We start from the raw sequence: 21,666 nt of genomic DNA on the forward strand, positions 1-21,666 counted from the left end.
AAAAGACCTGGAATTTATATTCCAGGTCTTTTTGCAGCCATTATTGATAATTAATTGAACCATTACGAATGGCTTTAGTATTAAACCAGAATAAGATTGCATTAAGCGCAATTAAAAGTGCAGAAAATAGGAAAATCCAACGATAATCAAAAGCAGACGCGACAGCGGTTCCCAGAAGTGGGCCTAAGACGGCGCCAATTGATTGAAAACTTTGATTATAGGCAAAGACCCGGCTGGTGATTTCGTGTGGGGTCGTTTTAGTCAACAAGGTCTGCACCGCTGGCAACATGGTTGCATCAGAGATTCCAACCAAGAAGCGAAGAATTGCTAGCATGGTAACGGAAGTGACAAAGGTTGTTGGGACAAAAACGGCAAAAGCGAAGAGAAAGCCAATGAAAATCATGCGGTGAGTACCAATTCGATCACCAATTACCCCGAAACGTGGTGCAGCAATCATGGTCGCAATTCCTGGCATGGCAGCTACAATTCCAGCTAAGAAGGTCGAATTAGAACTGTTATTGGTTAATTCACGGACAAACAATGCGACAATTGGTGAAATTGAAGTATTGACGGCCTGAATAATCATCGTTGTAATAAAGAGACCAATCGTTAGCTGACTGGAGGAAACCATTTTAAAGACTTCCCTAAGCTTTGGCGATGCGCCTTTAGCAACTGGCGTAAATTCTTCTTTGACAAAGAAGAGTACTAAGAGAAAAGAAGCAAAAAGTAGTGAACCGGTAACAAAGAATGAAACACGGTAAGAAACAACTGAAGCAATGGCACCACCAATAAAGGGACCTAATAATTGACCAGCAGTTACCCCGGTAACTAGAGTACCCAGGGCATAGCCAGACTTTTCTTTAGGTGTTTGAGTTGCCACCATCGCATTGGCATTTGAAATGAAACCACCAAAGAAGCCTTGTAGGGCACGTAAGAACATTAACTGCCAGACGTTAGTTACTAAGCCCATTAAGAAAAAGACCACTGCCATTCCTAGAGAAGCCCGCAACAGCATTAGCCGGCGGCCGCGTCGGTCGGCTAAGCGCCCCCACATTGGTGAAACTAAGGCCGTAACTAGGAAGGTAATTGAGAATACCAAACCAGAATAAAAAGTTAGTTGACCACGGGAAAAATTACCCAAGGTATCAACATATAACGGTAGGAAGGGCATGACGGATGAAAAGCCGATACCGGACATAAAAACGCCAAACCAAAGGACGTACATATTTCGGCGCCATGTTTCCATACTTGAAAGTGTTTTAAACATAATCCACCTCGATTAAACTATTGACAATAGTTTACCATTTTACGCGTTCTCGCGAAAGGATGCAATATTAAATATGAATGTGAGCAAACTTTATTTAGTAATACTGAGCTAATTAAAGAAGACTGATGATTTTTATGTGTTAGGCCCGGTTGATGATTTCTAATGCAAAATATATGACGCTATCAAGAAAAAATTTACGCATAAGCAAGTTACCTTAGCAAAAGCTAGGCCTTGCATTTCATGAGAAAGCTAGTAAACTAACAGGAACAAGTTAAATACGTATTTTTGCAGATATAACGTTCGTATAATGGTCGAACAGTTTCTACCGCCTTCCAAAGTTGGCGACTATCCGCAAATGCTATTAGTGAACTCTTTGACGCATTTGTGGATATTTATATATCTACGACTGCGTTTTTTATATATTAAAAGGAGAGTCGAATGGCTAATTTTTCAATCAAAAACAAATTTATTCCCTTGGGTTTAACCTTTGACGATGTACAGTTGAAAGCTGAGCAAAATCAAACAATTGCCCCAGAAGAAGTACTACTTAATACTAGTTTAACACCGACCTTACAATTGAAATTACCATTGTTGTCAGCAGCAATGGATACAGTTACGGAAGCTCGCTTTGCAACGGCTTTGGCCCTGCTAGGTGGGATGGGTGTAATTCATAAGAATATGTTGATTGAAGAACAGGCCAAGCAAGTGCAAGCGGTCAAAGATTTTGCATTTAAGCTAACAGAAAATCCGAATGCAGCCATTGATTCAGAAAACCGTTTATTAGTTGCTGGGGCTGTTGGTGTGACCTCAGATACACTTAAACGAGTAGCTGCGATGGTTGATGCCGGTGCTGACGCAATTGTCCTTGATTCAGCACATGGACATTCTGAAGGCGTATTACGCAAGGTACGTGAAGTTCGAACAGCCTTTCCTGATTTAAACATTATTGCTGGTAACGTTGCTACTGCAGCTGGAACACAAGCGTTATATGATGCCGGCGCTGACGTTGTTAAAATTGGTATCGGCCCTGGATCAATTTGTACAACACGAGTTGTTGCTGGTGTTGGTGTACCCCAAATTTCGGCCATTCAGGATGCTGCAAAGATTGCCCAAAAAATGGGCAAAGCAATTATCGCTGATGGGGGGGCACAAACTGCTCTAGATGTTGTAAAAGCAATGGCAAGTGGCGGAACAGCTGTTATGCTTGGCTCGATGTTTGCTGGAATTTTAGAAGGCCCTGGAGAAGTTTATACAGAACCAGACGGAACTAAGTACAAGTCTTATCGTGGGATGGGGTCAATTGCCGCAATGGAAAATGGTTCTAAGGATCGCTATTTCCAAGGAGAAGTTAATGAGGCAAACAAGATGGTGCCTGAAGGAATTGAAGCTAAAACAGCCTATAAGGGCGATTTAACTTCGGTTTTAAGTGACCTAGTTGCAGCAATGCGTCTTGAGATGGCTGATATGGGAATTAGTACAGTTAAGGCCTTAAATGAGCAAGTTGAAACTACCTTAGCAATTGATATTTTCGATTTCGAAAAGGCCAACCGTGGACCAGCTGGTTTAACAATGACTACTTTTTAAGGAAAGGCGATAAAAAATGACAATGAGTACACAAGGGCTTGGTTATGATCAAGTTTTATTAGTTCCTGCAGAATCACATGTTTTACCAAATACAGTTAGTTTAGCAACAAAAATTGGCAAACAATTAATACTACAACTACCATTATTTGCTGAAGCAAATGATTTGACCGACTACCAACATGCGATCGCTGTAGCCCGTTTAGGTGGCCTTGGCCTTATTGCACCACAGGCAACTACTGAGGCCGAAGTAGCTATGCTCAAGGCGGTTAAGCAAAGTACGGTTGATGTTCAAGCTAATCCTTTGGCAAGCCTTGACCAGGCTGGTAATTTACAAGTTGGCATTGAAATTTGGCTTAAGGCCGATACACTCGCCCATGTGACTAGTTTGGTTGCAGCCGGCTTAGATGCTGTTATTTTGTATCTTGATACTGCAGTTACTGACGAAACCTTAGCGCAAATTGCCGAACTACGACAAGCTTTTCCAGAGCTATTTTTGGCGGTTGGTGCTATCGAAGATTACGCTACCGCTAAATTGATATTTGCCCAGGATGTCGATGCAGTCGTTGCAGGCCGCGCCGTAGATTCAAGTTTACCCAATGATAAGACCTATCCATTTTTGACCAGTGTGATGGCAGTTGCGACTGCTGCGAGTGAGTTTGATAAGCAAACAATTGCCCTTGGTGGGCTAAATTATTCTGGTGATGTGGTTAAAGCAATTGCCGGGGGTGCTAATGCAGTAATCTTATCAACGTTGTTACAAGGTGAGATTTTAGCTGATGCAAGTGGTCTAGAACAGCATATGCAAATTACCGATGCTGTGTTCCAAGTCTTAGGTGGTTTACGTTCAGGAATGGGCTACACTGGTGCGGCATCAATTGATGCCTTAATCGAAACCGGCCAGTTTGTAGAAATTTCAGATAACGGACTGCAAGAATCACATCCCCATGATGTTGAAATTACGAAGCAAGCACCTAACTTCCATGAGCGTTAAAATTTTATAAGGTGATATGAAACGATGAATATAAAATTCATCGTTTTTTTTATTAAGATAAAGGTATTTTAAGTTGATTTGGCTTTTAATAAAATATATTCGGCCATTACCTGCTTTAAACCTGCGTTTTAGCATAAAATGGTGAGTTAGAGCATTTGAACAGCAATATTACACAGCCATGGAGAAATTTGTGGGTAGTGTTTTTTACTAAGATGTTGAACTATTGAGTAATTTAATTTGTGCTAAATCGTCTAAGAACTTATATTATTTTAAATAATCAGATGAAAAATGACAGTTAAGGTTAAAATAGAACAATACCAAGTGTAACTCATACCATTTAATTAAATAAAACCGAATTACTTGCAAGGAACAATGCGCTATAATAGAAAAGAAAATTAAAAGGGGTCGATTAGATGTATGAATATTTAAATGGGATAATTACTTTGATTGATCCTACTTATATTGTGGTGGAAGTTGGCGGAGTTGGTTATCATGTACAGGTTGCTAATCCTTATGCTTTTACTTTAGAGCAACCAACGCGAGTTTATGTGGAACAGATTGTACGTGAAAATGAGCAAGCTTTATACGGCTTTAGCGCGCAACAGGAAAAACAGCTATTTTTGAAGTTACTAGCTGTATCAGGTATTGGACCCAAATCTGCTCTAGCGATTTTGGCGCGCAATGATCATGTTAGCTTAGTACAAGCCATTCAAGATCAAGATATTACTTATTTAACAAAGTTTCCAGGCATTGGTAAAAAGACCGCTCAGCAGATTGTATTGGATCTACAAGGCAAGCTTGGTGAATTGCCAATTATGCAAGAAATTAATGTTAATTTGGCGCTACCAGTAAAAACTTTGGCCGATAACCAACCCTTGGCTGATGCGATTGAAGCTTTAGCAGCACTAGGTTATACGACAAAGCAATTGCAAAAAATTGAAAAGACTTTGGCACAAGATGACTTAGCCGATTCAGCTGCCTATATTTCGGCTGGCTTAAAACTATTAAATTAAAGTGAGGTAGCCTTATGGATGATGAAATATTAAATAAGCATCCGTTAGATGCTGGTGAGGTCAGTATTGAGCAATCTTTGCGACCAACCTTACTAAATCAATACATTGGTCAGAGTGCGTTAAAGGAACGCCTAGCGATTTACATTCAAGCAGCGCTAGAACGTGAAGAGCCTTTAGACCATGTCTTACTCTATGGACCACCGGGGTTAGGTAAGACCACCTTGGCCATGGTAATTGCCAATGAACTGGGGGTAAATATTCGGATGACCACCGGCCCAGCGATTGAAAAAAGTGGTGATTTATTAGCCTTGCTAAATGAATTAACACCCGGTGATGTTTTATTTATTGATGAAATTCACCGGATGCCCCGAGCAGTTGAAGAGATGCTTTATTCGGCAATGGAAGATTTCTACGTAGATATTATTGTTGGTGAAGGGCAGACGGCCCGACCGGTTCATTTTCCGTTACCACCGTTTACCCTAATTGGCGCAACTACTCGAGCAGGGATGTTATCACAACCATTACGTGATCGTTTTGGGATTGTTGAACATATGAATTACTACAATGCAGCTGAACTAACTGAAATTATTCAGCGCTCGGCTAGTATTTTTGCCACAGAAATTCAACCGGCGGGTGCTTTTGAACTTGCACGACGTTCAAGAGGAACCCCGCGAGTTGCGAATCGACTTCTACGACGAGTACGCGACTTTGCTGCGCATGAGAAACAAAGCTTAATTGATAATCAATTGGTTGATTATGCTTTGCAGTTGTTAGAAATTGATACAGCAGGCTTAGACCAGATTGACCATAAAATTTTGCACACAATGATTGACTATTACCAAGGTGGCCCAGTAGGTGTTAATACGATTGCAGCAAATATTGGTGAAGAAGTTGATACAATCGAGTCAATGTATGAGCCCTATTTGTTGCAAATTGGTTTTTTGCAACGAACCCCAAGGGGGCGAGTTGCAACGCAGGCCGCATACGAACACTTAAAAATCGCTTTTAATCGCGAGGAGAATTAATTATGGAACCAACGCATTATACTTTAGAAGATTTTGATTACGATTTACCCCATGAGTTAATTGCCCAAACCCCTTTAAAGCAACGTGATTCTTCACGTTTGTTGGCTTTAAATGCAGTAACGGGTGCTTATGAAGACAAACATTTTTATGATATTATTGATTACCTTAACCCCGGTGATGCGGTGGTAATGAACAATTCACGGGTCTTACCTGCTCGGCTGTATGGTGAGCGGCCAGAAACAGGTGGCGGGGTTGAAGTTCTTTTGCTACGTCAAGATCATGGGGATGTTTGGGAGACCTTAGTTAAACCAGCACGAAAGTACCCAGTTGGCCAAGAAATTGTCTTTGGCGACGGTCAACTTAAAGCCGTTGTGACTGAAGAACTTGAACATGGTGGTCGGATGATTGAGTTTAAGTATGACGGCATTTTCTTAGAAATATTGGAACAATTAGGCGAAATGCCATTGCCTCCATATATTAAAGAAAAGTTAGAAGATCAAGAACGCTATCAAACAGTTTATTCAAAAGTGAATGGTTCTGCTGCCGCACCAACGGCCGGTTTGCACTGGACCCCTGAACTATTGCAAAAAGTTGCTGATAAAGGTATCAAGTTAGTTGAGTTGACCTTGCACGTTGGTCTAGGAACATTCCGCCCAGTCGAAGAGGATAACATTGAAGACCATAAGATGCACTCAGAATTTTATCAACTTTCTGATGAAGCTGCGGCAACATTGAATGAAGTTCGGGCGAATGGTGGTCGAATCATTGCGACTGGTACAACTTCAATTCGGACTTTAGAGACAATTGGCTCTAAATTTGCTGGTGAACTAAAAGCTGATTCAGGCTGGACTGATATTTTCATCAAGCCTGGCTATCAATGGACTGTGGTTGATGCCTTTATCACGAATTTCCATCTACCAAAATCAACCTTGGTCATGTTAGTAGCGGCCTTTACTGGGCGAGAAAACATCTTAAATGCTTACCAACATGCAATTGATGAACGTTATCGTTTCTTCTCATTTGGTGATGCAATGTTTGTTCACAAATAAGAAGGAGTACAGAATGAAACGTAGTAAGTTTGACGAGTATTTGCTCGAAAAATATCCAATTAATGAAGCATATGTCAATGATCCAAATCGGCCAGTGATATACGAATTGTTGCACGTTGAAAAAGATACAGGTGCACGTCTAGGCAGAATTTATACACGTCATGGGATTGTGCATACGCCAATGTTTATGCCGGTTGGTACACAGGCAACCGTAAAAAATGTTTCACCCCGTGACCTGGATGAAATCAATGCACAGTTTGTTTTATCAAATACGTATCATTTATGGTTACGACCAGGGGATGATATTGTTGCAGCAGCTGGCGGTTTACATAAGTTTATGAACTATAACGGCCCAATGTTGACTGATTCAGGTGGTTTCCAGGTCTGGTCACTGGCTAAGCATAATAGTATTGCTGAGGAAGGTGTTACTTTTAAAAACCATTTGAATGGTGACCAGATGTTCTTGTCACCAGAAGTTGCGATGCGCATCCAGAATAACCTTGGTTCAGACGTGATGATGCAGCTAGATGAAGCAATTCCATATTTTGAAAGTTACGACTATGTGAAAAACTCAGTTGAACGGACAACGCGTTGGGCAGAGCGAGCTAAGATTGCCCACAAACGGCCGCAAGATCAAGCGCTTTTTGGTATTATTCAGGGAGCTGGGTTTAAAGAGTTACGCAAGCTTTCGGCAGAAGGTTTGGTTGCTTTAGACTTGCCTGGTTATGCAGTTGGTGGTCTTTCAGTTGGCGAAACTAAAGAAGAGATGAATCGAGTTTTAGATTTCACCATGCCAATGTTGCCAGCGGATAAGCCGCGCTATTTGATGGGGGTTGCGGCACCTGATTCATTGATTGATGGTGCAATTCGCGGAGTGGATATGTTTGATTCAGTCTTGCCAACTAGAATTGGTCGTAAGGGAACTTTGATGACCAGTCATGGGCGAATTGTTATTCGGAATCATAAGTATCAAAATGATTTCTCCTTAATTGATCCGGAAACAGAAGATTATGGTTCACAAACGTTCTCAAAGGCCTACTTACACCATCTATTTAAGACGAATGAATTGTATGGACAAAATATTGCTAGTGTTCATAATCTACGTTATCTGTTAAAGTTAATGGAAGACATGCGTCAAGCCATTGATGAAGACCGTTTATTGGCCTTTAGGGCTGACTTAATGGAGAAATATGGGTATAATAAGGCTAATGCCCGGCTATTTTAATGTAATGAGGAGCTAATTTACATGAATTCTATGAATATTTTACTTATCTTGGGTCTTTTTGTTGTTATGTACTTCTTTATGATTCGTCCACAACAACAACAGCAAAAGAAGCGTGCCGCAATGCTTGCTGGTATCCAAAAGGGATCAGAGGTTATTTTGCGTTCAGGCCTACACGGTAAGATTGACAGTCTTGATGCAGAGAAAAAGACAATGACAATTGATGCCGATGGTGTTTACATGACTTTTGAACAAAGTGCCATTCTTACAGTGGTTGCTTTGGACAAGCATGTTGAAGCAAAGCCTGATAAGCACGAAGTTAAGCGCGAAGAGAAGACAGTCGAACCAACTGTAGCCCCAGAAGCTACAAAGGAAGAAGCAACGACTGAGCAACCAAGTGCTGAGAAAGAAAACTAATTTAAAAGAATTAGTAAACGAAGGTCCTAGATAATTTAGCAATTTTCTGCTAAGTATCGGGCCTTTTTATTTTCTAAAATTTAAGGAGGGAATATGGCCGATTTACTGCAAATACCAATTAATTTAAAGGGTAATCGGCGGATTTTACATATTGATATGGACGCATTTTACGCCCAGGTCGAAATGCGAGATCATCCCGAATATCAAACCGTCGCTTTGATTCTAGCGCGTGATCCACGTACTTCAGGTGGGCATGGAGTGGTTGCAACAGCTAATTATTTAGCACGTGAGTTAGGTGTGCACTCAGCAATGAGTGCAGCTGAGGCTTTAAAACTTGCTCCCAATGCAGTCTTTATCCAACCAAACTTTCCACTTTATCGAGAAATATCAGATCAAGTCCATACAATTTTTCAAAGTATCACGCCTAAATATGAAACGATTGCCCTTGATGAAGCTTATCTGGATTTAACAGAACAATGTACAACCTTTGATGAAGCAATTGCGGTGGGGCATTTATTGCAACAAAGAATATATGCTGAACTGCAACTAACTAGTTCAATTGGTATATCTTACAATAAGTTTTTAGCTAAACTGGCCTCAGAACATAATAAGCCAGCTGGCTTTACGGTGGTTAAACCAAGTGAAATTCGTGCCTTTCTTGATGAGATGCCAATTGAAGAGATTCGAGGTGTTGGCGTTAAGACAGCTGAGAAGATGCACACCCTGGGTGTAAATAATGGCCATGATTTGTTTAATCAAGAGCAAACAACCCTATTGCAAAACTTTGGGAAGATGGGGTATGAATTTTATCGGCGTATTCGTGGGGTTGATGACCGAGCGGTTGAGTGGCAGCGGTCACGTAAATCAATTGGTAAAGAGCATACCTATAATCCCTTCTTAGATACTGAAGAGCAAGTGCATAAAGAGCTACGGAATATAGCGGTTGCCTTAGTTACGGCTTTAGAGCAACGACAGCTTCAAGGTAAAACCTTGGTGCTCAAAATTCGGACCGAAACTTTTGAAACCGAAACAAGGCGTAAAACTTTCGTAGACTTGATTCCCAACGATAGTCAATTTATTTTTGAAGAGGGACAGGGCCTTTTTGATGAATTGGGGGGCTATCAACAACCTTTGCGTCTGGTAGGTTTAACGATTACTAACTTACAGAATCAGGCGCAGACGGAATTGTTATTACCTTTATTTTAACTTTGCGTCAAAGCCGTACTAAGTTCTATGCTATACTTAGAGCAGTGTGAATAATCGCAAATTACTTAGTTAATATATAGAAATGGAAATAAAGCATGACAGCGCAAACTGCAATTTTAGCAGAAATAAAAAAAGCTTCTCGAATTATCATTCATCGCCATCAACGTCCTGATCCAGATGCGTTTGGTTCACAATTTGGGTTAGCTGAATTATTAAAGACCTCTTTTCCAGAAAAGGAAGTATATGTTGTTGGTAAACAAGTACCAAGCCTTGCCTGGATGGGTGACATGGACAAAATTGCCGATGAATTATATCAAGATGCTTTAGTAATCGTAACGGATACGGCGAATGAGCCACGAATTGATGACCGCCGTTTTGACTTAGGGACAACTTTAGTCAAAATTGACCATCACCCAAATGAAGACCCCTATGGTGATTATAATTGGGTTGTTGAGGGTGCTTCGTCAACTAGTGCTCTAATCTTTGAGTTTTATAAGAGCTTTGCTGATGAATTAAAATTATCAGATGCCGGAGCTGCTTATTTGTATGCCGGAATTGTTGGTGATACTGGCCGTTTCCTTTATGGAACAAAGTCAGCTACTATGCAGGTAGTTGCTGATTTAATGCAATTTAACTTTGACTGGTTTGCAATTAATCAACAGCAAGAAACGATTTCTTTAGAGGCCGCCAAAGCTTCAGCCTATGTTTATGATAATATGAAAATTTCCGATGAAGGTTTGAATTATATTGTTTTGACAAATGAGGTCGTTGAAAGCTTTGATTTAGGCGAATTTGGCACAGCCTTTATCGTGCCTTTGCTCGGCCGAATTAATACCGTTAAGGTATGGGCGGTTTTCGAACAACAGGATGAAGGTTATTACCGTGTTCGCTTGCGCTCACGAAATACAACAATTAATGAAATTGCTAAGCGCCATGGTGGTGGGGGTCATCCTTTTGCATCAGGTGCGTTGGCAAAGGATGAGGCAGAAGTAAAGCAAATCATTGCTGAGCTAAATGCTTTATTAGAAGAGGAGGCCTAATGGCTAAGTTTACAGATTATAATTTGCGTCCAGAAATTATCCAAGCATTGGAGCAAATTCATTTTAATGAGCCAACTGAAGTGCAGGCTCGACTAATTCCAGTCGTTTTACAAGGCCGGTCTGTTGTTGGCCAATCGCAAACTGGTTCGGGAAAGACCCATACATTTTTGATTCCTATTTTCCAAAAGTTCCAAGCTGACAATCAAAATGTGCAGGCAATTATTACGACACCATCGCGAGAATTGGCACAACAAATTTTTAATGCGGCCAAACAATTAGCAACAACTTTTGCTGATGGACAGGCCCCTAGGATTGGTTTGTATATTGGTGGAACTGACAAGAATCGTCAGCTACAACAATTAAAAACCCAACAGCCACAGCTTGTGATTGGTACACCTGGTCGAATTAAAGACCTTTACGAGGCCAATGCAGCATTAGATATTCATACAGCCACAGCTTTAGTCGTCGACGAAGCTGATATGACTTTGGATATGGGCTTTTTGAATGAAGTTGATACGATTGCTTCAGCCCTACCAAGTAATTTGCAGATGATGGTCTTTTCAGCTACGATTCCACAAAAATTGCAACCATTTTTGCGTAAGTATTTGACCAATCCAGTTATTGAAGAGATTCCAACTGCTACGGTAATTTCACCAACAATCGAGAATATTTTGGTTGGAACTAAAGGCCAGACCAAAGATGAATTAGTTTACTCATTGCTAACAATGGGTACGCCTTATATGGCCTTGGTCTTTACTAACTCAAAGGCCCGTGCCAAGGCGCTCGCTAAGTATTTGCGTACGCGTGGATTGAAAATTGCTGAAATTCATGGGGATATTCAACCGCGCGAACGTAAGCGGACAATGGCAGCAATTCAAAATTTGGACTATCAATATGTGGTTGCGACTGATTTAGCTGCCCGCGGAATTGATATTCCAGGAGTATCATTGATTATCAATGATGGTATTCCAACGGAACTCGAATTTTTCGTACACCGGGTTGGACGAACTGGCCGTAATGGTCAGCCTGGAACAGCAATCACAATTTATAACCCAGACGAAGAAGACCGAGTTGCAGCGGTTGAACATATGGGAATTACTTTTAAGCCAATGACTTTGACTAAAAGTGGTGAATTAAAAGATGGTTATGATCGTCGTCGTCGTGAACAACGAAATAAGTCGACGGTTAAACTTGATCCAACCATGATTGGTATGGTCAAGAAGAAGAAGAAGAAGGTTAAGCCTGGTTATAAGCGACAAATCAAGTCAGCAATTGCTCGTGATGCTCGTTATAAGAAGCGAGTTGAGGAGCGTGCATCATTGCGTGCTAACCGTAAGGCTAAGAAAAAAGCTAGTAATAAATAAAAATGAGACCTTTTATCAAGAAAAAATTGTCAAATAATTGACAGTGATTAATGGTAGAAGGTCTTTTCTTAAAGACTCTGGGTTAAAAAGTCGAATTTAAATCAATTGGGGTGACAAATTGAGTTTTTCACTGCCGATTAAAAATTAAGGAGCTAAAGGATGGAAGTTATTAAGTTACATCATCCCTATCGTTCAGAAGAGATTAAGGATACTGATGTTGTTTTGGCAATGGGATTTTTTGATGGGGTGCATTTAGGACATCAGGCCGTGATTAAACAAGCCTCGGTTGAGGCCAAGCAAAAGGGCTTGCCCTTAGCTGTTTTGACTTACGATCAACATGCTTCGATTGTGTTTAAACAACATACAAGCCGCTTAACATATTTAACGCGGTTAGAGAAAAAACTAGCCCTTTTGGCTGATTTGGGTGTAGATATTGCATATGTGGTTAATTTCACTTCGCAGTTTGCTGCACTAACACCACAAGACTTTGTTGACCAATACATTGTTGGGCTACATGCTAAAGTTGCTGTAGCTGGCTATGACCATACCTATGGACCTAGTAGTGCAGATATGGCTCACTTACCTGGCTATGCAAAAAATCGGTTTAAAGTGGTTGAAGTACCAGCAGTTACAATTAATGGGACTGAAGGAGCTTCACGGCATGGTCGAGAATTATTGGCAAATGGGGATGTGATGGCCTTAAATCAATTACTTGGTCGAACATATGAAACGAGCGGAACTGTTGTCCATGGTGAAGCACGTGGCCGAGAGATGGGATATCCAACCGCCAATATCGAAACACATAGTGAGGAACGCTTACCAGCAGTTGGCATTTACGTGGTTGAGTTGAAAATTGGCGATGTTTGGCAAGCTGGTATGGCATCGATTGGCTATAATGTTACCTTTGGGGATAATCGACCTAAAACTTTAGAAATTAATCTATTTGATTTTAAAGAACAAATATACGGTGAAGCGGTTATTGTACGATGGCATAAATATCTACGCAGTGAAGTGAAATTCACAGGTATGCCGGCCTTAATTGAACAATTAAAGTTGGATGAACTTGCATCACGCCGCTATTTTAGAGAAAAAGAGGGCAATAACGATGTCATTTGATGGTCTTTTTACTAAAGCAATGGTTCAAGAGCTTGATGCAAAATTAGCGGGTGGTCGGATTATGAAAATCCACCAACCTTATCCAAATGAAGTTTTCCTGGTTGTAAGAAATAATCGTAAAAATTATCCCTTACTACTAAGTGCGCACCCAACTTTTGCCCGCGCTCAAATATCAAATATTAAATATGCAAACCCACAGACTGCACCAAACTTTGCAATGATGTTAAGAAAACATCTTGAAGGAGCGAGTTTACTGCATATTGAACAAATCGAAAATGATCGGATGATTAAGATTACTTCGGCTGGGCGAAATGAAATTGGTGATGAAGAAAAGACATCATTAATTTTAGAAATGATGGGGCGACATTCTAATTTGTTTTTGATTGACGAAGCCAGTCAGCGAATTCTTGATTTAATTAAGCATGTTTCGGCTGATCAGAATCGAGTGCGAACATTAATGCCAGGTGGGAAATATATTATGCCGCCGAAACAAGATGTACTTAACCCCTATCAAAGTTTAGCTGGTTTAGCTAATTTAATCTTGGATAACCCCGTTGAAGCAGACCTGGCTAAGGCAATTCAAAGCCATTTTCAGGGTTTTGCACGTGATTCAGCAAGTGAATTAGCACAAGTAGTCCAGCAAAATGGAGATGCATTAAAATTAGCGACCGATTGGTTGAATAAATTTAAGCAACCTGAACCACAATTAAGATTAAGCCAAAGAGGGGTTAATTTTGCACCATTTGATTGGCTAACGCTTAGTGGACAAAAAATTGCTTATCCAAGTCTCAGTGAGATGTTAGATGCTTATTTTGCAGAAAAGTCCGAACGTGACCGGGTTCAGCAACAAGCAGCCGTTGTTTTACGAGTAATCCGTAATGAATTAAAGAAGAATCGGACTAAATTAAAGCGGCAACAAGCTGATTTGGATGCTGCTGCTAATGCGGATGAGTACAAGATAAAAGGTGAGTTATTAACAACTTATTTGTATCAACTAACTAAAGGGATGACGTCAATTGATTTGCCTAATTATTATGATAATGAACGGCTAATTAAAATTGACCTATCAAACCAACTAGGACCGTCACAAAATGCGCAACGATACTTTACAAAATATAATAAACTAAAAGCTTCGGTGAAGTATTTAAACGAGCAGATGGCTTTGGCACAGGCAGAAGTTAATTATTTTGAGAATCTTTTGGCGCAAGTTGATTTAGCAAGTCCACGTGATATTGAAGAAATTCGGGTAGAACTTGTACAAGAAGGTTACATAAGGCAACAGAGTAAGAAGAAGCAAAAGCCACAAGTTAGCCAACCAGAAAAATTCTATGCCAGTGATGGAACTTTAATTGAAGTTGGGAAAAATAATTTGCAAAATGAACGCCTATCAATGAAGACAGCTAAGAAAAATGATATTTGGCTTCATACAAAGGATATTCCAGGTTCTCACGTGATTATTCACAGTGATAGTCCAAGCCCGGCAACCTTAACAGAAGGTGCGATTTTAGCCGCTTACTTCTCAAAGGCACGTGATTCAGCTAACGTGCCAGTTGATTATCTACCAGTTCGTCGTTTACGGAAACCTAATGGGTCAAAACCTGGTTTTGTAATTTTTGAAGGGCAAACAACGATTAATGTGACTCCTGATTATGCAACTGTGCAACAGTTAAGGACGAACAAAAGTCAATAATTTATTAAAAAAACATGAGCACTACTTAGTGTTCATTTTTTTTACACAATTTAAAGGTAAAATGATAGTAAACGAAGAGGAGGACCGGACATATGCTAAAGGAAATGGCAGTTGCCGATCTAGATGGTGTTTACGCAGCAATTAATGCTGGTGTCGACCGAATTGAGCTAAATGATCATTTAGAACAAGGTGGATTGACGCCAGATTTTAACCTAGTTGCTAAGGCGGTTGAGTTAACAGCACAAGCTAAAATTGATTTGGTTGTGATGGTTCGTCCCCGAGCTGGTAACTTTTGCTATTCGCATTTTGAAGTTGAAACGATGTTACAGACAATTTTACATTTACGCACATTAGGCGTTAGTAAGGTTACATTTGGCGTGCTGACGCCTGATGGTGGAATTGCACGGAACTATATGTTGAAGCTATTAGAGGCCGCTGGTTCCATGGAAGTGATTTTTCACATGGCTTTTGATGATATTACACATGAAAAACAAGCAATGGCTATGTATTGGCTCAAGGAGCATGGTGTCAAACGGATTCTAACACATGGCGGTCAATTAAGTTCGCCAATTGATATGACCTTGGATTGGTTAAAAGAAACAATTGCAAACGCACCCTTAGGAATGACAATTTTACCTGGTGGTGGTGTTACTTACGAAAATGCGAGCATGATTGCCGAGAAATTAGCTGTGTCTGAGTTACATGGTACAAGAATTGTAAAGTTGGTGTAGTTATGAAGAATATTTTAGATGCGTTACGAGAAACTGAAAAAATTTATCGGGTAAATTTAACTAGAATAACGAAGAACAATGGAATAACGATTGCAGAGTGGCAGTTATTAATGCAGGTAGCCGCAGGCTTTGATACTCAAGATAAATTAGCTAAGGCAATGGCTTTAGACAATTCAACGCTTTCAAGACAACTTAGCTCTTTGTATAAAAAACAATTAGTTACGAATACAGCAATTGGTCATGATAAACGCCAGTTAGTTTATGAGGTTACTGATTTGGGGAAGCAGACACTAACAGCAGTTACGGATGCTCATGAGCAATTTGAGACAAGTTTGTTTCAGCTTTGGGATCCAGAAGAAGAGCGAATGTTACAAATTTTGTTAAATCGTTTAGAAAAATCATTGTCCAAGGTCCGAACTCAGGCAAATTACCTACAAAAGTAAGTTATTTTTGTGGTAAACTTATTTAATTATTGTATTTGGGTAGGTAATTGCTACTCTGGAGAGGATTTTTAAATGAAAATTGCGATCGTAACAGATTCGACAGCTTATTTAACAGCTGAAGAAGTTACCGAAAATAATATTAAAGTTGTGTCAATTCCTTTTATTTTGGATGGGGAGGTTTTTCAAGAGGGCCGTTCAATTTCAAATGCTGATTTCTATGAACGCTTATTGAACTCAGATAGTTTTCCATCCACTTCACAACCTTCAATTGGTGAAACTACTGCCTTATACGAACAGATTCGAGATGAGGGGTATGATACGATTATTGCGATTCATTTGGCATCAACAATTTCAGGTTATGTCCAAAATGTTGCAAGTCTAAGTAATGCAATTGATGGATTACAAGTTTACGCCTATGATTCAAAAATTACAGTACGCTTAATGGGTTCACTAGTAATTAAGGCGGCTCAAATGGCAGCAGCGGGGGCGACTGTTGAGGAAATTTTGGCTACTTTGGATAAGCTAAGAGCTTCGATGGATGAATATTTTATCGTCGATGACTTGCAAAACTTAGTACGGGGTGGTCGTTTGTCAAATGCTTCGGCAGTAATTGGTAGTCTATTGAAGGTTAAACCAATTTTGACTTTTGATGAGAAGAGCGATTATATTGTACCCTTTGAAAAAGTACGTTCAATGAAAAAAGCAGTTGGCCGTGTCGAAGAGCTCTTTGCGGCTGGCCGAGCTAAAGCTGATTACCCACTACAAGCAACGGTCTATCATACTTATGCACCAGAGGCAGGACGTGAGTGGCAAAATAAAATCCAAGCAGCTAATCCTGATATGAAAATTGATTTTGCAGAAATTGGACCAGTAGTTGGCACTCATTTGGGTGTTGGAGCCCTAGCTTTGGCTTGGATGCGGGATATTAATTCCCTTTAAACGAATAAATTAAGGGCTAGAGTGGTATGCGGTTTTTAAAACTAGTTAATTTAGTTTTACTAGCCAAAAAAACTTGCAAAAGAACTTATTTAAGACGATAATTAAGACAATTAATATAAATTTAACGGGGAAATAAAACATGGCCCAAGTAAAGATAGTAACAGATTCAACAGCAAGATTATCAGATGAAGAAATTGCAAAATATGATATTAAGGTAATTCCATTAACTGTAATGATTGATGGAACCGTTTATACTGATGGAGAAACTCTATCAGCAATTGATTTTATGGATCGAATGGCAGAGGCTGAAAATCTACCAACAACCTCACAACCGGCATTAGGGGCTTTTACACAAGTTTATGAAAGCTTTGCCCCTGATGATGAAATCATTTCACTACATTTAACTAGGAACCTATCAGGAACAGTAACGGCTGCTGAACAGGCTGCTCGGCTGGTAGATCGTGATATTACAGTAATTGATACGGCTTTCATTGATCGGGCATCAGCCTTTCAAGTTATTGAGGCTGCCAAGTTAGCACAAGCTGGCGCAGCCAAGGTGGATATCTTGGCCAAGATTGCTGAGACGCAAGCAAATACAAAGCTTTTTGTAACGATTGCAGAGTTGAAAAACTTGGTTGCAGGCGGACGATTATCTAAGACAGCAGGCTTTATCTCGTCAGTTTTGAATGTAAAATTGGGCGCTCGTGTTGTTGAGGGAAACATTAATGTTGAAGCTAAGGGTCGTGGTCAAAAGGCAATTACAAAATACATTGATGGAATCATTGAAGAAGTTCAAGCTGATGCGAAGCAAGTAATTGGAATTGGTTTGTCACATGCCGGTATTCCAGAGGAAGCAGCAGCGCTTGGCAAGAAATTGCAAGCAGTATTTGCGGATGCGAAAATTGATATTCAGCAAACCACACCAGTTGTTGCAACTCATACGGGAGTTGGCGCTTTTGGTATTTCTATTTTAGAAGGCTAAGTCCTACGGTAGTTTTAGAACTGGAACTTTTGTTCCGGTTTTTTTGTCTGCTCAGCCTAAAAATGGTAGAATTTGCTAAGGTAATTGGTAGATAGTAATGGAGGGAATATGAAAAGATTTAATCAAATAGTAGTGGCCCTCCTAGTTTTGGTAGCAGCTTTGGGGTTACTTAATTGCGGACAGATTGTACAAGCGAAAACTATTCATTTAGTTGCGGTTGGTGATTCCTTAACTGAAGGTGTTGGCGATACAACAAAACAGCAAGGATACACCAAACGCACGGCAAAATTATTGGAAAAGCAAGCTAAAGTTAAAGTTACTACGGCCAACTATGGTAAAGCTGGTGACCGTTCAGACCAGATTCTTAAACGAATAAAGTCTAATCCAAAGGCGCAAAAGGACTTGCAGCAAGCAAATGTGATTACATTAACGGTTGGTGGCAATGATTTACAGCAAGTGCTTTTTTCAGCAATCTTTGCTAAGGACTCAAATTCAGTCACAGCAATTGTTGATAAGAGTTTGCCGGACTATAGTACCAACCTAGCAAATTTAGTTTCCTACTTAGAAAGCCAAAATAAAAAAGCGCCCATTTATTTATTTGGTAATTACAATCCGCTGTATGTTTATTTAGCCAATCGAGTTGATTTAAATGATGATGTTAAACGTTATAACGCAGTCAATGCTCAGTTGGCAACCGATGATTCACGGGTAAAGTATGTTTCGACATTTTCAACCTTAACTTATGGACAATATAAGACTAATAGTCAAAGAGCTATGCTAGCAAAAGAAGCGACACAAGCTAATCAAGGGTCTTTGAATAATAAAAGCGTACGTGATACTTTAAATGGTGATGATAAAGAAAAGAATGCATATATTACAAATTTAGACCATTATCATCCGAATGATTTAGGGTATGATAAGATGAGCAAGCTTTTGGTAAAAGAAATGCAAAAAAATAAAAAAGCATGGTTAGGAGAATAGTGTGGAACCAAGACGAGTAACAAGATTTGGTACGGTATGGCCAAGTCGTGAGCGCTGGCAAGGAATGCTGACTGGAGCTGGAATTACGCTGGTTTTGGTCGTCTTGGCAGCAATTGTATTAATTTTAATGCCACAAAACCAAAATAAAGTACAAGAGTCAACGGCTAATGTAGGGCAGGCTGGTTTTGAAGTTGCAATGAATCGCGATGAATTGAATGGACTAGTTGATGAATATTTAAACCAAGATTCAACGTTAAAAAAGTCTTTGCGCTTTCAAATGACAGATACAGGTATGATGGTCTACGGTACTTACCAACTTTTGGGGCAAAATATTGATTTTGGAATGAAAATGTTACCAGAGGTTACAAAAAAAGGGAATGTTGACCTTAAAGCTGAATCGGTTGCAGTTGGTCAGCTCCCATTACCGGTTAAATATGTAATGGGTTATCTTGATAAAAGTATTGACTTGCCTAAGTGGATCACAATTGATACGAATCATCAGAATTTATTAATTGATTTAGGAAAGATGCCAGAAGTTCAAGGAATGCACTTCAAGGCAGAAAAAATCGATCCTAAAGCTGGCAAATTTGTATTTCGAGGAGGCTTTGAAAAGTAATGCGTCGATCTTTCTTTCAATGGTTGATGACACAGCGTCAACCAGTTGCCGCTGATGAAGTAGAAACCTTTGCTAATGCGGCTTTTTATGACCAACAATTTCCAAAGCAAAGCAGTAATTTCGAAAAAATTTCTGTGTACTTAGAAGAAAATGCAAGTTATTTACATTCGATGACGATTTTTGATCAGGCATGGGAAATGTATTTAGCAAGTGAAGAATAGGAGTTTATATGGCACAAATTATTCAGTGGTTCCCGGGACATATGGCGAAAGCCTTACGTTTGATGCGTGAAAATCTTAAATACGTTGATATTGTTTTTGAATTAGTTGATGCAAGAATCCCTTTAAGTTCACGGAATCCAGAACTGGATGAAGTTTTGGGACAAAAGCCGCGTTTGTTAATTATGACTAAAACAGATTTAGCGGACCCAGAACGAACTAAAATTTGGAAGAATTATTTTGAAAATCAAGGGTTAGCAGTTGTTGCCCTCGATACACGTGGTCATAAGACACCTCAAATTATTACTAAGGCTGCGCGAACAGTTTTAGCAGATAAATGGGCAGCCTTAGAGGAAAAAGGGGTTAAAGATAAGCCAATTCGGGCTTTAGTTGCCGGAATTCCCAATGTTGGTAAATCAACCTTGCTAAATCACTTGGTCACAAAAAACGTGGCAATTACTGGTGATCGGCCAGGCGTAACTAAAAAGTTACAATGGTTAAAAACACCAACTAATTTGGAATTACTAGATACACCAGGTGTCTTATGGCCAAAATTTGAAGATCAACGGGTTGGTTTTCATCTTGCTATGACGGGAGCCATTAAGGATCAATTGATTAATCAAGATGATGTCGTCCTAGCTATGTTGGCTTATTTCCGTGAATATGCACCAAATGCGATTATTGAGCGTTATCACTTGCCAGCAGAGGCTTGGGCTACGAATACTGATGTCGAATTGTTGTTATTGATTACGCAAAAGCTTGGCTTTAAAGATGATTATGATCGCGCAGCCGAACGAATTTTGATTGATTTGCGGCGAGGCAAACTGGGACCATATACTGTTGAAATGCCCGCAGATAATATCGGTATGGTCAATGACGCTAAATAAATTAACAATTAATCAAATTAAGACTAAATTGGCAGACGGAGAATTTTCTAAAGCTGATTTAGAGTTTTGGCGTGATGATACGCGGCAAGGCGTTCAAACGGCAATTACGCAATTTGAACGGCGCATTGAAAAACAACAAGCCAAACAAATAGCCTTTAATCAACGGTTAGAATTTGAACAAACTGCCTGGCATTCAAATATGATAGTTGCTGGGATTGACGAAGTTGGTCGCGGACCATTGGCTGGGCCAGTTGTAGCCGCAGCAGTTGTTTTAGATCAAAGTTTTGACCTTTTAGCGGTTCACGATTCAAAACAACTTAGCCTTAAAATGCGGCAAAATCTTGACCAAGCAATTAAGCAAAGCGTTGTCGATTACGCCTTTGGGGTAGTATCGGTCGAAGTTATTGACGAAGTTAATATCTATGAAGCTAGTCGAATTGCCATGAAGCAGGCAGTTGAAGGTTTAGCGGTTGAAGTAGATCAGCTATTGATTGATGCGATGACCATCGACTTACCATTGCCACAGGAAAAATTAATTAAAGGTGATGACCGGAGTATTAGTATTGGAGCAGCTAGTATTTTAGCTAAAAATTATCGTGATCAACTAATGGCTGATTACGCAGAATTATATCCAGGTTATGGCTTTGAGAAAAATGCTGGTTATGGTACAAAAGAGCATCTAGCTGGTTTGGCTAAATATGGACCAAGCCCGATTCATCGACGGACTTTTGCGCCTGTAAAGAAGTATCTATCTGCCAACTAACGGCGCCCTTAGTAAAATAGAAGTCAGTTACCAGATATTTTGGTGACTGATTTTTGCTTTTTTTAGTAATTTTCAAAAATAACCTTTCAAAAACTTTAGGCAGCACGGAAGAAATTTACCTC

Annotated in this window: 22 protein-coding genes and 1 riboswitch; of the genes, 21 read left to right on the plus strand and 1 reads right to left on the minus strand. The window is 39.9% G+C overall.

Going from position 1 to position 21,666, the window contains the following annotated elements; genetic code table 11:
* Window positions 1–40 precede the first annotated feature (40 nt).
* Window positions 41–1,267, minus strand: coding sequence for a multidrug efflux MFS transporter (locus tag TT13_RS01995; protein ID WP_082816164.1), 1,227 nt, complete (start codon window positions 1,265–1,267; stop codon window positions 41–43).
* Between the two features lie 269 nt (window positions 1,268–1,536).
* Window positions 1,537–1,635: riboswitch (purine riboswitch) on the plus strand.
* Window positions 1,636–1,705: 70 nt separating this feature from the next.
* Between TT13_RS01995 and guaB the strand changes: the two genes are divergently transcribed.
* From guaB to TT13_RS02100, 21 genes are all read left to right on the plus strand, one after another.
* Entirely contained in the window at window positions 1,706–2,851 is a 1,146-nt protein-coding gene (guaB, locus tag TT13_RS02000) for an IMP dehydrogenase (protein WP_027698425.1), read from the plus strand.
* 16 nt (window positions 2,852–2,867) lie between these two features.
* The gene (locus TT13_RS02005) at window positions 2,868–3,842 is read left to right on the plus strand and encodes an IMP dehydrogenase (protein WP_045476408.1); all 975 of its coding nucleotides are present in this window, start codon (window positions 2,868–2,870) and stop codon (window positions 3,840–3,842) included.
* Window positions 3,843–4,255: 413 nt separating this feature from the next.
* Complete coding sequence (gene ruvA / locus TT13_RS02010) at window positions 4,256–4,855, plus strand: Holliday junction branch migration protein RuvA (protein WP_027698427.1); 600 nt, start codon at window positions 4,256–4,258, stop codon at window positions 4,853–4,855.
* 14 nt (window positions 4,856–4,869) lie between these two features.
* Complete coding sequence (gene ruvB / locus TT13_RS02015; protein ID WP_027698428.1) at window positions 4,870–5,880, plus strand: Holliday junction branch migration DNA helicase RuvB; 1,011 nt, start codon at window positions 4,870–4,872, stop codon at window positions 5,878–5,880.
* Window positions 5,881–5,882: 2 nt separating this feature from the next.
* Window positions 5,883–6,929 carry a tRNA preQ1(34) S-adenosylmethionine ribosyltransferase-isomerase QueA gene (gene queA, locus TT13_RS02020; RefSeq protein ID WP_045476410.1) on the plus strand — a complete coding sequence of 349 codons (1,047 nt, stop codon included), beginning with the start codon at window positions 5,883–5,885 and terminating at the stop codon, window positions 6,927–6,929.
* 13 nt (window positions 6,930–6,942) lie between these two features.
* Window positions 6,943–8,154, plus strand: coding sequence for a tRNA guanosine(34) transglycosylase Tgt (gene tgt / locus TT13_RS02025; protein WP_082816165.1), 1,212 nt, complete (start codon window positions 6,943–6,945; stop codon window positions 8,152–8,154).
* Between the two features lie 21 nt (window positions 8,155–8,175).
* Window positions 8,176–8,568 carry a preprotein translocase subunit YajC gene (gene yajC, locus TT13_RS02030; RefSeq protein WP_045476411.1) on the plus strand — a complete coding sequence of 131 codons (393 nt, stop codon included), beginning with the start codon at window positions 8,176–8,178 and terminating at the stop codon, window positions 8,566–8,568.
* A gap of 93 nt (window positions 8,569–8,661) precedes the next feature.
* Entirely contained in the window at window positions 8,662–9,774 is a 1,113-nt protein-coding gene (gene dinB, locus TT13_RS02035) for a DNA polymerase IV (RefSeq protein ID WP_027698432.1), read from the plus strand.
* 95 nt (window positions 9,775–9,869) lie between these two features.
* Entirely contained in the window at window positions 9,870–10,814 is a 945-nt protein-coding gene (locus tag TT13_RS02040) for a DHH family phosphoesterase (RefSeq protein WP_027698433.1), read from the plus strand.
* Window positions 10,814–12,178 (plus strand): DEAD/DEAH box helicase, encoded by a 1,365-nt coding sequence (locus TT13_RS02045; protein WP_027698434.1) that lies wholly within the window; start codon window positions 10,814–10,816, stop codon window positions 12,176–12,178. The genes TT13_RS02040 and TT13_RS02045 overlap by 1 nt, the downstream gene beginning before the upstream one ends.
* A 159-nt stretch (window positions 12,179–12,337) precedes the next feature.
* Window positions 12,338–13,294 carry a riboflavin biosynthesis protein RibF gene (gene ribF, locus TT13_RS02050; protein WP_027698435.1) on the plus strand — a complete coding sequence of 319 codons (957 nt, stop codon included), beginning with the start codon at window positions 12,338–12,340 and terminating at the stop codon, window positions 13,292–13,294.
* Window positions 13,284–14,984: an NFACT RNA binding domain-containing protein gene (locus TT13_RS02055; protein WP_027698436.1), complete on the plus strand. Its 1,701-nt coding sequence runs from the start codon at window positions 13,284–13,286 to the stop codon at window positions 14,982–14,984. The genes ribF and TT13_RS02055 overlap by 11 nt, the downstream gene beginning before the upstream one ends.
* A gap of 92 nt (window positions 14,985–15,076) precedes the next feature.
* Window positions 15,077–15,715 (plus strand): copper homeostasis protein CutC, encoded by a 639-nt coding sequence (locus TT13_RS02060; protein WP_027698437.1) that lies wholly within the window; start codon window positions 15,077–15,079, stop codon window positions 15,713–15,715.
* A 2-nt stretch (window positions 15,716–15,717) separates the two neighbouring features.
* Window positions 15,718–16,158, plus strand: a complete 441-nt coding sequence (locus TT13_RS02065; RefSeq protein WP_027698438.1) for a MarR family winged helix-turn-helix transcriptional regulator — start codon at window positions 15,718–15,720, stop codon at window positions 16,156–16,158.
* A 72-nt stretch (window positions 16,159–16,230) separates the two neighbouring features.
* The gene (locus TT13_RS02070; protein ID WP_027698439.1) at window positions 16,231–17,097 is read left to right on the plus strand and encodes a DegV family protein; all 867 of its coding nucleotides are present in this window, start codon (window positions 16,231–16,233) and stop codon (window positions 17,095–17,097) included.
* Between the two features lie 139 nt (window positions 17,098–17,236).
* Window positions 17,237–18,079, plus strand: coding sequence for a DegV family protein (locus TT13_RS02075; protein ID WP_027698440.1), 843 nt, complete (start codon window positions 17,237–17,239; stop codon window positions 18,077–18,079).
* Window positions 18,080–18,187: 108 nt separating this feature from the next.
* Complete coding sequence (locus TT13_RS02080; protein ID WP_027698441.1) at window positions 18,188–19,060, plus strand: GDSL-type esterase/lipase family protein; 873 nt, start codon at window positions 18,188–18,190, stop codon at window positions 19,058–19,060.
* A 1-nt stretch (window position 19,061) separates the two neighbouring features.
* A complete protein-coding gene (locus tag TT13_RS02085) occupies window positions 19,062–19,676 on the plus strand; it encodes a YpmS family protein (protein ID WP_027698442.1) in 615 nt (204 codons plus the stop codon).
* Window positions 19,676–19,897 (plus strand): YozE family protein, encoded by a 222-nt coding sequence (locus tag TT13_RS02090; RefSeq protein WP_027698443.1) that lies wholly within the window; start codon window positions 19,676–19,678, stop codon window positions 19,895–19,897. Before TT13_RS02085 ends, TT13_RS02090 begins: the two co-directional genes overlap by 1 nt.
* An 8-nt stretch (window positions 19,898–19,905) precedes the next feature.
* The gene (ylqF, locus tag TT13_RS02095; protein WP_027698444.1) at window positions 19,906–20,781 is read left to right on the plus strand and encodes a ribosome biogenesis GTPase YlqF; all 876 of its coding nucleotides are present in this window, start codon (window positions 19,906–19,908) and stop codon (window positions 20,779–20,781) included.
* On the plus strand, window positions 20,768–21,544 hold the full coding sequence (locus tag TT13_RS02100) for a ribonuclease HII (RefSeq protein WP_027698445.1): 777 nt from the start codon (window positions 20,768–20,770) through the stop codon (window positions 21,542–21,544). The genes ylqF and TT13_RS02100 overlap by 14 nt, the downstream gene beginning before the upstream one ends.
* Window positions 21,545–21,666: the final 122 nt, after the last annotated feature.

This window comes from Weissella oryzae SG25 (assembly GCF_000691805.2).
Classification (GTDB): domain Bacteria; phylum Bacillota; class Bacilli; order Lactobacillales; family Lactobacillaceae; genus Weissella; species Weissella oryzae.

What these genes read in the sequence shown, in the direction of transcription:
- TT13_RS01995 (WP_082816164.1), bottom strand. Translation starts at nt 1,267, where the DNA reads ATGTTTAAAACACTTTCAAGTATGGAAACATGGCGCCGAAATATGTAC.
- guaB (WP_027698425.1), top strand. Translation starts at nt 1,706, where the DNA reads ATGGCTAATTTTTCAATCAAAAACAAATTTATTCCCTTGGGTTTAACC.
- TT13_RS02005 (WP_045476408.1), top strand. Translation starts at nt 2,868, where the DNA reads ATGACAATGAGTACACAAGGGCTTGGTTATGATCAAGTTTTATTAGTT.
- ruvA (WP_027698427.1), top strand. Translation starts at nt 4,256, where the DNA reads ATGTATGAATATTTAAATGGGATAATTACTTTGATTGATCCTACTTAT.
- ruvB (WP_027698428.1), top strand. Translation starts at nt 4,870, where the DNA reads ATGGATGATGAAATATTAAATAAGCATCCGTTAGATGCTGGTGAGGTC.
- queA (WP_045476410.1), top strand. Translation starts at nt 5,883, where the DNA reads ATGGAACCAACGCATTATACTTTAGAAGATTTTGATTACGATTTACCC.
- tgt (WP_082816165.1), top strand. Translation starts at nt 6,943, where the DNA reads ATGAAACGTAGTAAGTTTGACGAGTATTTGCTCGAAAAATATCCAATT.
- yajC (WP_045476411.1), top strand. Translation starts at nt 8,176, where the DNA reads ATGAATTCTATGAATATTTTACTTATCTTGGGTCTTTTTGTTGTTATG.
- dinB (WP_027698432.1), top strand. Translation starts at nt 8,662, where the DNA reads ATGGCCGATTTACTGCAAATACCAATTAATTTAAAGGGTAATCGGCGG.
- TT13_RS02040 (WP_027698433.1), top strand. Translation starts at nt 9,870, where the DNA reads ATGACAGCGCAAACTGCAATTTTAGCAGAAATAAAAAAAGCTTCTCGA.
- TT13_RS02045 (WP_027698434.1), top strand. Translation starts at nt 10,814, where the DNA reads ATGGCTAAGTTTACAGATTATAATTTGCGTCCAGAAATTATCCAAGCA.
- ribF (WP_027698435.1), top strand. Translation starts at nt 12,338, where the DNA reads ATGGAAGTTATTAAGTTACATCATCCCTATCGTTCAGAAGAGATTAAG.
- TT13_RS02055 (WP_027698436.1), top strand. Translation starts at nt 13,284, where the DNA reads ATGTCATTTGATGGTCTTTTTACTAAAGCAATGGTTCAAGAGCTTGAT.
- TT13_RS02060 (WP_027698437.1), top strand. Translation starts at nt 15,077, where the DNA reads ATGCTAAAGGAAATGGCAGTTGCCGATCTAGATGGTGTTTACGCAGCA.
- TT13_RS02065 (WP_027698438.1), top strand. Translation starts at nt 15,718, where the DNA reads ATGAAGAATATTTTAGATGCGTTACGAGAAACTGAAAAAATTTATCGG.
- TT13_RS02070 (WP_027698439.1), top strand. Translation starts at nt 16,231, where the DNA reads ATGAAAATTGCGATCGTAACAGATTCGACAGCTTATTTAACAGCTGAA.
- TT13_RS02075 (WP_027698440.1), top strand. Translation starts at nt 17,237, where the DNA reads ATGGCCCAAGTAAAGATAGTAACAGATTCAACAGCAAGATTATCAGAT.
- TT13_RS02080 (WP_027698441.1), top strand. Translation starts at nt 18,188, where the DNA reads ATGAAAAGATTTAATCAAATAGTAGTGGCCCTCCTAGTTTTGGTAGCA.
- TT13_RS02090 (WP_027698443.1), top strand. Translation starts at nt 19,676, where the DNA reads ATGCGTCGATCTTTCTTTCAATGGTTGATGACACAGCGTCAACCAGTT.
- ylqF (WP_027698444.1), top strand. Translation starts at nt 19,906, where the DNA reads ATGGCACAAATTATTCAGTGGTTCCCGGGACATATGGCGAAAGCCTTA.
- TT13_RS02100 (WP_027698445.1), top strand. Translation starts at nt 20,768, where the DNA reads ATGACGCTAAATAAATTAACAATTAATCAAATTAAGACTAAATTGGCA.